General features: G+C 64.5%; 11 protein-coding genes. 9 read left to right on the top strand and 2 right to left on the bottom strand.

The features are described from left to right. Window positions 1-16: 16 nt before the first annotated feature. Window positions 17-1210: a serine hydrolase domain-containing protein gene (locus PQ457_RS15510; RefSeq protein WP_337958487.1), complete on the top strand. Its 1194-nt coding sequence runs from the start codon at window positions 17-19 to the stop codon at window positions 1208-1210. 299 nt (window positions 1211-1509) lie between these two features. On the opposite strand, the gene PQ457_RS15515 is transcribed toward PQ457_RS15510, so the two are convergent. After that, window positions 1510-2436: a cation diffusion facilitator family transporter gene (locus tag PQ457_RS15515; RefSeq protein WP_273617683.1), complete on the bottom strand. Its 927-nt coding sequence runs from the start codon at window positions 2434-2436 to the stop codon at window positions 1510-1512. An 11-nt stretch (window positions 2437-2447) separates the two neighbouring features. After that, complete coding sequence (pdxH, locus tag PQ457_RS15520) at window positions 2448-3080, bottom strand: pyridoxamine 5'-phosphate oxidase (RefSeq protein WP_273617684.1); 633 nt, start codon at window positions 3078-3080, stop codon at window positions 2448-2450. 137 nt (window positions 3081-3217) lie between these two features. Here pdxH and PQ457_RS15525 point away from each other — a divergent pair, with 137 nt between their 5' ends. The 8 genes from PQ457_RS15525 (at window position 3218) to PQ457_RS15560 (ending at window position 11765) form a co-directional block, all read left to right on the top strand. Continuing rightward, window positions 3218-4183 (top strand): DnaJ C-terminal domain-containing protein, encoded by a 966-nt coding sequence (locus tag PQ457_RS15525; protein WP_273617685.1) that lies wholly within the window; start codon window positions 3218-3220, stop codon window positions 4181-4183. A gap of 82 nt (window positions 4184-4265) precedes the next feature. Beyond that, window positions 4266-5237 (top strand): YihY/virulence factor BrkB family protein, encoded by a 972-nt coding sequence (locus PQ457_RS15530; RefSeq protein WP_273617686.1) that lies wholly within the window; start codon window positions 4266-4268, stop codon window positions 5235-5237. Beyond that, window positions 5234-6037, top strand: coding sequence for an enoyl-ACP reductase FabI (fabI, locus tag PQ457_RS15535; RefSeq protein WP_273617687.1), 804 nt, complete (start codon window positions 5234-5236; stop codon window positions 6035-6037). Before PQ457_RS15530 ends, fabI begins: the two co-directional genes overlap by 4 nt. Window positions 6038-6114: 77 nt before the next feature. Further along, entirely contained in the window at window positions 6115-6849 is a 735-nt protein-coding gene (locus tag PQ457_RS15540) for a sterol desaturase family protein (RefSeq protein ID WP_273617688.1), read from the top strand. Between the two features lie 96 nt (window positions 6850-6945). Then, on the top strand, window positions 6946-8268 hold the full coding sequence (locus PQ457_RS15545) for a PAS domain-containing protein (RefSeq protein ID WP_273617689.1): 1323 nt from the start codon (window positions 6946-6948) through the stop codon (window positions 8266-8268). Window positions 8269-8328: 60 nt separating this feature from the next. Next, the gene (locus PQ457_RS15550; RefSeq protein ID WP_273617690.1) at window positions 8329-9711 is read left to right on the top strand and encodes a M48 family metalloprotease; all 1383 of its coding nucleotides are present in this window, start codon (window positions 8329-8331) and stop codon (window positions 9709-9711) included. Window positions 9712-9850: 139 nt separating this feature from the next. Continuing rightward, on the top strand, window positions 9851-10555 hold the full coding sequence (locus PQ457_RS15555; RefSeq protein ID WP_273617691.1) for a DsbA family protein: 705 nt from the start codon (window positions 9851-9853) through the stop codon (window positions 10553-10555). A gap of 49 nt (window positions 10556-10604) precedes the next feature. Continuing rightward, entirely contained in the window at window positions 10605-11765 is a 1161-nt protein-coding gene (locus PQ457_RS15560; protein WP_273617692.1) for a sensor histidine kinase, read from the top strand. Window positions 11766-11778 lie beyond the last annotated feature (13 nt).

Genomic DNA, 11778 nt, shown 5'->3' on the forward strand with positions numbered 1-11778 from the left:
GCATGGAGGCATCGTGATGGTCACGCGCCGCCCCCCCCTTATCGCGCCCAAGCGCCGCTTGCCAACCCCGCTGGTGGCGCACGCCCGCCGTTCCGCCCGCGCGCGCGGGCTTGTGGCCGCGCTTTCGCTCGCCCTGCTTGCGGGCTGCGGCGGCGGGGAAAAGGCCGAATCGCCCCTCTCGCCCCAGGCCATGGCCGCGATCGGCACGCGCCCCGGCGCCCCGCGTGAGGCTCTGGCCCGCGCGGTGGATGAATTGTTCACCGATCCGATGCTGGGCGAAACGCGCGCATTGGTGGTGATGCATCGCGGGCGAATCGTGGCCGAGCGCTATGCCCCCGGCTATGGCCCCAACACCAAGCTGATCGGCTGGTCGATGTCCAAGACGATCACCGGCGTGCTGATCGGCCTGCTGATTTCGGACGGGCGGCTCACGCTCGACGAATCGGCCCCGGTCCCCTCGTGGCAGCGCCCCGGCGACCCGCGCGGCGAAATCACCTTGCGCCAATTGCTGCAGATGCGTTCGGGCCTGCGCCATGTCGAAACGGCCACGCCCGCAGGCGATGCCGACACTGTGCGCATGCTGGTGCTGGACGGGCGCGACGATATGGCCGCCTATGCCGAGGCCCAGCCGCTGGTGGCCGAACCGGGCAGCCGGTGGGAATATTCCACCGCCACCAGCGTGATTCTGGCCGATATCGCCGCGCGCGCGCTGACCGACAGCCGCGATCCGGCCGCCCGGCGACAGGCGGTCATTGACTATCTGCGCAGCCGCCTCTTCATCCCCGCCGGCATGACCAGCGCCACCCCCGAATTCGACGCCTCCGGCACCATGCTCGGGGGCAGCATGATCCACGCCACCGCCCGCGACTGGGCCAAATTCGGCGAATTCCTGCGCAACAACGGCATGGTCAACGGCGCGCGCATCGTTCCCTCCGACTGGGTCCGCTTCATGCTGACCCCCGCGCCGCACAATCCCGGCTATGGCGCCCAGATCTGGCTCAACCGCCACCAGCCAAGCGGAGAGGAAGAACTCTTTCCGGCACGGGGCAAGGCCAATATCTTCGCCGCCATCGGCCACCTCGGCCAATATGTCATCGTCTCGCCCGATCAGGAGCTGACCGTGGTGCGGCTGGGCAAAACCGATCACGCCATGCGCCCCGCGCTGGTGCGCAAGCTGGCCGATATTGTGCAATTGTATAATCAGGATTGAGGGTTTTTGGAGGGGTTTGGATGCCTCCGGCGGGCGTTTTATGCCTCCGGCGGGCAAAGGGCGGGGGCCCTTTGCAATCCCGTTAATGGGTGGTGTTTGGATCGCCGGGTTTGTGTATTGCGCGATGGTGATAAAGCCCGCCGCGCGGCCAAGCAGCGCTGATAGGCGCCGCAGGCTTTCAATTTCAAACGTCGCCTATCCAGCTCAAAGCCGCCGTTGAGGTGCAACGAATACAGTATGGGGATTGTTAAGGGCCCCCGTCCTTAACCCGCCGGAGGCACCTTAAACTCTTAACCCCCTTAAACCTCCCCCGTCTGCAAAATATCCTCCGCCGCCACGCCATGCTCATCGACATGGCCTTCGGGATCGGGATGGATCAGGATTTCGACGCCGGGAAATTCGGCGTGCAGCTTGGCCTCGATCTCGTCCATGACCTTGTGCGCATGGGTCACGGTCATGTTGCCGTCGACCCAGACGTGGAACTGGACGAAATCGCGGTTGCCGCTGGTGCGGGTGCGCAGATCGTGGACGCCGCGCAGTTCGGGGTGGCGGCCGAGGACTTCGACAAAGCGGGCCTTTTTGTCCTCGGGCCATTCGCGGTCCATCAATTGCTCGATGGCCTCCTCGCTGGCGTGCCACGCGCCCCAGCCCAGCCAGAGCGCGATGCCGAGGCCAAAGAGCGGGTCGGCCTTGGTCAGGCCCGCATATTGGTCGAGCAGCAGCGCAACGATGACCGCCATGTTGAGCAGCAGGTCGGATTTGTAATGGAGGTGGTCGGTCGAGATCGCCACCGAGCGCGTCCGGCGAATCACATATTGCTGCCATGCCAGCAGCGCCAGCGTGCCCGCAATCGCAATGACCGAGACAAGGATGCCGTCGCCCGCCGCCCCAGTGCGCTCGCCCGACGTCAGTTGCTGGACCGAATGGACCGCCAGCGCCATCGCCGAGGCGCCGATCAGCAGCACCTGAAACATCGCGGACAAAGCCTCGGCCTTGCCATGGCCAAAGCGGTGGTTGTCATCGGCGGGCATACCCGCCACCCAGACCCCTGCCAGCGTCGCCAGAGACGCCACCAGATCGAGCAAAGTATCGGCAAGGCTGCCCAGCATCGCGGTCGAGCCGGTGGTCCACGCCGCCCAACCCTTCAACCCCACCAGCAGCAGGGCCATGGAGATGCTGGCATAGGCTGCGCTGCGGTTAAGCGCGGAGTGATCGTGTTGGGCCATGGGTCCGCCTTTTACGGGTAAAGCAGGCTGCTGGTCCAGCCCTCACCGTTGCCGTCACCGGCGCGGACAAAGCGGCGGCGTTCGTGCAGGCGAAAGGCGCGGTCCATCCAGAATTCCATCGCGTCGGGCACAAGGCAAAAGCCCGTCCAGTGCGGCGGGCGCGGCACCGGCCCGATCAGATGGCGCGCCGTCACGCGCGCGATATCGGCCAGAAACGCCCCGCGCGAGGAAAGCGGCGCGGACTGGTTGCTGGCGTGGGCGCCCAATTGCGAATCGCGGCTGCGGCTGGCGAAATAGGCATCGGCCATGTCATCGGGCACCTGATGGATCGCGCCCTCGATGCGGATCTGGCGGCGCAGGCTCTTCCAGTGAAACAGCATCGCCGCGCGCGGATTGGCCAGCAATTCGCCGCCCTTGCGGCTGTGACTGTTGGTATAGAACACGAAACCGCCGCGCGGGCCGAGCAACTGTGGCCCATGATCCTTCATCAAAACCATGCGCACCGAGGGGAAAGCATCGGGCGTGGCCGTGGCGACCGCCACCGCTTCGGGGTCATTGGGCTCGGATTTTTTCGCCTCGGCAAACCATGCGTCGAACAGGGCGAAGGGATCGCCGCCGACAATCGCGTCTGATTCCGAACTCATATCCGTTGTTTCCCATGCCATTTGCGCCTGTCTGCGCCGTTAGGCCAGTTTGCCCGATCACGAAAGCGGCGAAAAGGGCATCCGCCATTTGATCTGATACCTTGCAGGGCGGGCCTTGCCATCCTAGCTAGGCGGTCATGGCACAAGATCCTTATGCAATTCTGGGTGTATCGCGCGGCGCAAGCGAGAAGGACATCAAGTCCGCCTATCGCAAGCTGGCCAAGGAATTGCACCCCGACCACAACAAGGACAACCCCAAGGCCGCCGAGCGTTTCAGCGAGGTGACGCGGGCCTATGACCTGTTGACCGACAAGGACAAGCGCGCCCAGTTCGACCGGGGCGAGATTGACGGCGAGGGCAATCCGGCCGGATTCGGGGGCGCGGGCGGCTTTGGCGGCGGTTTCGGCGCCGGTGGTTTTGGCAATGGCCAGCGCGGCTTTGGCGGCGGCGGGGCCGGGCCGGAAGGCATGGATTTCGGCGATATTTTCGAAGGCATCTTTGGCGGGCGCAGCGGCGGCTTTGGGGGCGGTGGCTTTGGGGGCGGTGGCTTTGGGGGCGGCGGCGGTTTCGGCCGTCAGGCCCCGCCCAAGGGCGCCAACCGCGCCTATCGCCTTGCCGTGTCGCTGCCCGATGCCGCGCTCTGCGCCAGCCAGCGCATCACGCTGGCCGATGGCAAGACGATCGATGTCAAACTGCCCAAGGGCGTCGAGGACGGGATGCAGATCCGTCTGGCGGGCAAGGGCGAGCCGGGGCCCGGCGGCACGGGCGACGCGATGATCACCATCGCCATCCAGCCCCACCCCTATTTCCGCCGCGACGGCGATGATATCCGCGTCGATATTCCCGTCACGCTGGACGAGGCGGTGTTCGGCGCCAAGGTCAAGGTGCCCACCGCCGATGGCGCGGTGATGCTGACCGTGGCGCCGGGCAGTTCGAGCGGCAAGACCCTGCGCATCAAGGGGCGCGGCTTTACCCGCAAGGACGGCACGCGCGGCGATCAGTTCGTGACGCTGGAAATCGCGCTGCCCGAAGGCGACACGGATCTGGCGCAAAGGCTCGAAGGCTGGCGCGATACGCGCGATCTGCGCGCGAAATTCGGATAAGACCGTGCCGGACAAGGGCAAACCGGAGGGAGAGGCCAAGGCTTCCCCCACCTTGCCCGGCGGGTTTATTCTCAACGCCAAAATGCACGATCTGACGCCCGAGGCGCGGCGGCGGCGGGTGGCGCGCATCAACGGCGATCTGGCCGACCGATTGCGCGCGCAACTGGGCCATCGCGGCTTTACCGTGATCCAGCGCGTGGCAACAGGCGTCTGGCGCGACGGTTTCATCCATGCGGGCAATCTGGCCTATATGGCGGTGCTTTCGATCTTTCCCTTTTTCATCGTGGCGGGCGGCCTGTTTTCGCTGGTGGGCGAGGCGAGCGAGCGGGCCGATCTGGTCCATGCCTTTTTGCGCGTCACGCCGCGCGTGGTGGCGTCTGTGCTCGAACCTGTGGCGCGCGATGTGGTGGTGATGCGCCATGGCTGGCTGCTCTGGGCGGGTATGGCGGCGGGCGTGTGGACGGTTTCCAGCCTGATCGAGACGGTGCGCGACATTCTGCGCCGCGCCTATGGCACGCCGGTGCGACACAAGAGCTTCTGGCGGCGGCGGCTGATCGGCACGGGGCTGGTGATGGTGGCGGTCGTGCTGCTGCTGATCTCGCTTTATATGCAGGTGGCGATCGGCACCACGTTGCAGCTGATCCCGATCGATTCGATTCGCGAACAGGCGATGGTGGCCAATCTCAGCCTGTCGCGGCTGGTGCCGATGGTGGTGCTGCTGGGGTCGCTCTATCTGTTGTTTTTTATATTGACGCCAAGCACTTATCGCGGCCCGGCCTATCCCAAATGGCCCGGCGCGCTGCTGGTCACGTTGTGGTGGGCGCTGGTCTCCCTGGTGCTGCCATGGCTGCTGCGCTGGCTTTTTTTGTATGATCTGACCTATGGCAGCCTTGCTGGCGCCATGATTGCCTTGTTCTTTTTCTGGCTTGTCGGGCTAGGACTGGTTACAGGCGCGGAATTGAATGCGGCTCTGGCGGTGACGCCCGAAGAGCGCGACTGGTTAGGACAGGCGGATAACCGCGCCTCCGAAAACATGAGGGATGATTACGAATGACCGGACTGATGCAGGGCAAGCGTGGCCTGATCATGGGGCTGGCAAACGATAAGTCGCTGGCATGGGGCATTGCCCGGAAATTGCACGAACATGGCGCGGAGCTGGCCTTTTCCTATCAGGGCGAGGCGCTGAAAAAGCGCGTCGGCCCGCTGGCCGAGAGTCTGGGCAGCGATTTCCTGATCGATTGCGACGTGTCGGACATGGACGCGCTGGACGCGGCCTTTGATGCGCTGAAGACCCGCTGGGAAACCATCGACTTCATCGTCCATGCCATCGGTTATTCGGACAAGACCCAGCTGCGCGGCCGCTATTACGACACCACGCTCGACAATTTCCTGATGACCATGAACATCTCGGCCTACAGCCTGGTGGCCGTGACCAAGCGCGCGCAGGCGATGATGCCGAACGGCGGCTCGATCCTGACGCTGAGCTATTATGGCGCGGAAAAGGTCGTGCCCCATTACAACGTGATGGGCGTGGCCAAGGCGGCGCTGGAAACCAGCGTCAAATATCTGGCCAATGACTGCGGCCCGGCAGGCATCCGCGTCAACGCCATTTCGGCCGGGCCGATCAAGACGCTGGCCGCCAGCGGGATCGGCGATTTCCGCTATATCCTGAAGTGGAACGAGCTGAACTCGCCGCTGCGCCGCAATGTCACGATTGAGGACGTGGGCGGTGCGGGGCTCTATCTGCTCTCCGATCTGGCGGGCGGCGTGACGGGCGAGATCCACCACGTGGACGCCGGTTACAATGTAGTGGGCATGAAGCAGGAAGACGCGCCCGATATTGCCTTGAGCTGATGCATTTGGGGGCGCGGGCGGCCTTTGCCCCTTGCGCCCCATTCCCCCCGGCGGACAAACGCGGCATAAGCCGGTTCATGTCCGACCCGACCCTGCTCTCCGCCCTCATTTCGGCTCTGGCGATGACGCTTATCGTCTCGCTGCGCTATCTGCTCTCCAGCGGCGGTTTCGCATGGGCCACGCGGCTGCTGCAACCGGGGCTGTACGCCCCCCTGACGCGCCAGATCCGATCCGAGATCGCATGGTCGCTGCTCTCCTGCGCGATTTTCGGCATTCCGGCCGGGATCGTCGCATGGGGCTGGCGCGCGCATGGCTGGACCCGGATCTATGAGGACATCCATGCCATGCCTTTGTGGTACTGGCCCCTCTCGATCCTGATCTATCTGGCGATCCATGACACGTGGTTCTATTGGAGCCACCGCTGGATGCACGCGCCGCGCGTGTTCCGCATCTTTCACGCCGTCCATCATGCCAGCCGCCCGCCCACCGCTTGGGCCGCGATGGCCTTTCATCCCACCGAGGCGCTGACGCAGGCCTTTGTCATCCCGCTGCTGGTATTTCTTGTGCCGATTCACGTGGGGGCGCTGGGCGTTGTATTAACCATCATGACGGTGATGGGCGTGACCAACCACATGGGCTGGGAGATATTCCCCCATCGTCTGGTGCATGGGCGAATCGGGGAATGGATCATCACCGCCACCCATCATCAGCGCCACCACGACATCTATCGCGCCAATTTCGGCCTCTATTTCCGCTTTTGGGACCGGGTTTGCGGCACGGACAAGGGGCTGGGTGAATTTTTGCGCCCATAGCACCCGGACCGAATGGCGCAACTTAACCAAAGCTTTACCCTGTTGCGCGATTATGCCCGCCATTAAACATTCGTAATGATCGGCGGGAGCGAGACTATGGACGGCGCGCGCAGCTTTTTCGAACGCAACGCCGGAAGCGGTCCGGCCAATGACGAAGAAGAGGACGATTTCCTCGATCTGCCCCCGGTGGTGGTGGCCGAAGGCGAGCGCCGGTTGCAGATCCGCGCCTATGACCATTGGACCCAGTTGCTGGGCGCCAAGACCATGCCGCTGATCGCGGACCTCAAACTGGATCAGATCGGCGATATCGCCACGCAGGCGGTGCTGATCGACTTTGCCCACAGCACCGCCGATCCGCGCATCCGCTTTGTGGGCGAGATGCTGGCGCAGGAATGCGGCGTGGCGCGCGACATCACCCGCCTCGACCAGGTGCCCGAACATTCGATGCTGGCGCGCCTGACCGGGCAATATATGCAGATCATCGCCAATCAGGCCCCGATCGGCTTTGAGGAGGAATTCCTGAACGGGCGCGGGGCGATGATCGCCTATCGCGGCATGCTGCTGCCCTTTGCCGAGGAACTGGGCGGGCCGATCCGCTATGTGCTGGGCGTGGTCAATTGGAAGGAAGCGGCCGATGCCTCGCTGAGCGAGCAGTTGGCGCGTGAATTGGGCGCCTCTTTCCACGAGGACGAACAGGTCCATGCCCCCCGGCCCAGCCCCGAACAGACCGTGGCGCAATGGGCCGCGTGGGCGGACGGGCCGCAAGCGGCGGGGGCCGACAGGCCGCAAGCGGCGGGGGCGGATGATCCGCAGGCCGGGATCAACCCCGCGCCGCTGCGCGATCTGGCCGACTGGCTGAGCGACGCGCGCGCTATGGCCCAAGCGGCCGCCATCACCCAGGACCGCCCGCGTCAGGCGCTGTATGACGCGATCGGCCGGGCCTATGATTTCGCGCTGATCGCGCGCGACAAGCCGGGCGAGCTGCATGGGCTGATGGTGCAGGCGGGCCTTGTCGGCCAGCCGCGCGCGCCGCTGGTGCCCATCGTCAAGCTGGTGTTCGGCGCCGATCACGACAAGACGCGGCTGACCGAATATGCCACCGCGCTCTCGCACGGGCTGCGTCTGGGCCTGCCCCGCGGCGCGATGGCCGATCATCTGGCGCAGGCCAGCGGGGGGCTCAAGGGCGTGGTGGCGCAGGAACGCCGCCTGCGCCGCGACGAGAGCGCCGGCGAGGCCGAAAATGACAATCCACTCGACCGTTTGACGCCGCGCCCGCTGGCCTCGCTGGGCGCCAAGGGGCCGGAATATGCCGTCGTTCTGGTGCGGCGCATGGCGGATGGCACCATCGCGTTGCTGGGCGATCTGGGCGATGATCCGGCGCTGATGACGCGGGCGACAAGGTTGCTCACGCCGGAGTGAATCAGGCACGCGATTCTTCAGGCGCGGTTCAGGCCGAAACGTGTTAGGTCTGGCCCCAGCATGTCAGTCCGTTCCGCGCTCGCCTCCGCCCTACGCTCTGTGGCCACGCTTGCCGCGTGCCTGCTGGCCACCACGCCTGCGGCGGCGCAATCGGTGCTGCGCGACGCGGAAACCGAGGCGCTGTTTCACGATATGGCCGCGCCGCTGGTGCGTGCGGCGGGGCTGGACCCCAAGAATGTCGATATCGTGCTGGTCAATGATTCCTCGATCAACGCCTTCGTGGCCGGGGGTCAGGCGGTCTATATCCATTCGGGCCTGATCAACGAGGCGTCCTCGGCGCTCGAGGTTCAGGGCGTGATCGCGCATGAGCTGGGCCACGTGGTCGGCGGCCATGCGATCGATGATCGCGGGGCCAAGATGGCGGGCAATATCTCGATCCTCTCGCTGTTGCTGGGCGCGGCGGCGGCGGCGGCGGGCGGGGGCGCGGCGGCGATGGGCGTGTTCATGGCCGGGCAGCAGGCCGCGATGGGCAAATTCCTGGCCTATACGCGCGGCGAGGAAGAAGCCGCCGACGCGGCGGGCGCATCGTTCCTGTCCAAGGCGGGCATGTCCGGGCGCGGCTCGCTGGAGTTTTTTCACAAACTGCTGGTGATGGAAAACCGCTATGGCATGACCCATAGCGACGAGGCGAGTTTCTGGTCCACCCACCCGCTGACCGATGAACGCATCGCCTATCTGGAGGATGTGTACAAGAAAGACCCCGCGTGGAACGCCCCCAGCGATCCGGCGCTGGAGGAACGCTTTCAAAGGGTTAAGGCCAAGCTCTACGGCTATCTGGCCGATCCGCCCAGCACGTTTCAGGCCTTTCCAGAGTACATGAACAATGTGCCCGCGCTCTATGCGCGCGCCTATGCCTATCACAAGGAAGGCTATCTGGATAAGGCAACGGGCGAGGCGGACAAGCTGTTGGCCATGGCCCCGCGCGATCCCTATTTCCTTGAACTGAAGGGCCAGATCCTGCTGGAGGCGGGCAAGCCTGCCGAGGCGCTCGGCCCCTTGCGGCAGGCCACGGCTCTCACCGGCAACCAGCCGCTGATCGCCACCACTTTTGGCCATGCGCTGATCGCGCAGGACGATCTGGTCAATTCGCGCGACCATCTGGACGAGGCGCAGAAGGTGCTCAAGGCCGCCGTGGCGCGCGACCGGGAAAATCCCTTTGCCTGGTATGTTCTGGGCATCACCTATGCCAAGAGCGGCGATCTGCCCCGCGCCCGTCTGGCCAGCGCCGAACAGGCCTCGCTTTCAGGCAATTGGGGCGGCGCGCTGGTCAATGCCGAGGCGGCCAAGAACGGCCTTGCCGCCGGATCGCCCGACGCCATCCGCGCCGAGGATATTGCGATGGAGGCCAAGAGCTATCTCGCAAAATCGAAAAAACGCTCATAGACCGCAGCGGCTCCGGCACTCTTCTCTGGCCCAGTCATCCCGATAAGGTATCCTGTTGGGTGGCAGGGTCGGGGGGAGAGGGCCGGAGCCGCAGGCAGATCGCGGAGGCGATTTGCCTAAACAGCATAAAGGATTTTCCATGTCTCAGTTTCGCACCATTGCTCTTGCCTCGCTGTTCGGACTGGCGGGCGGTCTGGTGGGCGCAACCCTTGCCCCGATGCTGCCCTTTGGCCATGCCGGACAGGTCAAGGCGGTGCGCGAGGCGCTGCTTGAACGCCCGGAAATTCTGAGCGAGGCAGCCGAAAAGCTGAAATCGGGCGAGGCGGAAAAGCAACTGGCGCAGGTCGCCCCGCAGGCATTGAAGCCCTTTCCCGGCGCGGTGATCGGCAATCCGCAGGGCAGCCATGTGCTGGTCGAATTCATGGATTACGCCTGCGGCTATTGCCGGGCCAGCGAGGCGGATGTGGCCAGGCTGGTCGCCGCCGATCCGCAGGCGCAGGTGGTGATCCGCCAATTGCCGATCCTCACGCCTGAAAGCGTGGATGCCGCCAAGATGGCGCTGGCCGCGGCCAAACAGGGCAAATTTGCCGCCTTCCACAAGGCGATGTTTGCCGCCGGGCGCCCCAATGCCCAAACCATCGCGGCCGCCGCACAGAGCGCCGCGCTGGACATGGCCGCCGCGCAAAAGGTGGTGGCCGATCCGGCCACGCAGGCCGAAATCGAGGCCAATCTGGCCCTTGCCCGCCATCTGGGCCTTGGCGGCACGCCCAGCTGGATCGCGGGCGGCAAGATCCTTGGCGGGGCGGTGGGTTATGACGCCTTGGCCGCCGCCATCAAGGGTTGATGCCTTAGCCTCTTCCCCCGGCGCACGGCTTCTGCGATAAAAGCGCATCATGGCCGTGCTTCCCTTTCGCCCCTCACCCTTTTTTGCCAATAAGAACAAGGCGTTCTGGCGATTGCAGATGCTGGGCTGGTCGGGCGCGATGTTGCTGCGCGCGATGTCCAGCCTGGCCAACAACCAGCCGGCCAGCTTTCTGGTGCTGGTGCTGATCGCCACGATCACGGGCTTTTCGATCTCGCTCCTGCTGGCGGTGGTCTATCATCAGCTGATCGGCCAGCGCCCCTTGCTGACATGGGGCGTGACGATGGTGGTGCTGCCTTTTGCGGTGTCGCTCTATGCCTTCATGGATGGCTGGGTGATCGCGCTCTATCGGCCCGACAGCATCGCCAGTTTCGCGCAATTGTTCATCGGCGTGTTTTATCTCGACGCCACGCTGCTCGGCGCATGGTCGGCGCTCTATTACGCGATCAACTTTTTCCTGCGGATCGAGGAACAGAATGACCAGTTGATGCGGCTGGAAAATCAGGCGACCAGCGCGCAATTGGCCATGCTGCGCTATCAGCTCAACCCGCATTTCCTGTTCAACACATTGAATTCGATTTCCACGCTGGTCCTGCTCAAACAGACCGATCAGGCCAATGCGATGCTCACCCGGCTGTCCTCCTTCCTGCGCTATACGCTGATCAATCCGCCCACCGGGCGCGTGACCGTGGCGCAGGAGGTCGAGACGCTCAAACTCTATCTGGATATCGAGCGGATGCGGTTTGAGGAAAGGCTGCGCACCACCTTCCGCATTGACGAGGCCTGCAAGGAAGGGCTGCTGCCCTCGCTGCTGCTGCAGCCTTTGGTCGAAAACGCGATCAAATATGCCGTCAGCCCGCAGGAATCGGGCGCCGAAATCACCATTGCGGCGGGCCTGCTGGGGCAAAATCTGCGCATCACCGTGTCCGACACCGGGCCGGGCATGACCGCGCAAAATGCCGAAAACCGGTCCAGCGGCATCACCTATGACGGGCGCGAACAGGTCTCGACCGGGGTGGGCCTTGCCAATATCCGCGACCGTTTGGCCCAGGCCTATGGAACCAGCCACAGGTTTGATATGTACGAGCCGCCCGAAGGCGGATTTGCCGTTACCATCGAAATACCGTTCGAAAAGCGCCAGTCGTCGAGTGCGCCCGCATCGGTCACCCCACGTTCAGCCTTGGCGGTGTGAAGGAAAAGGAGTT

It is taken from the genome of Novosphingobium humi, assembly GCF_028607105.1.
Lineage (GTDB): Bacteria > Pseudomonadota > Alphaproteobacteria > Sphingomonadales > Sphingomonadaceae > Novosphingobium > Novosphingobium humi.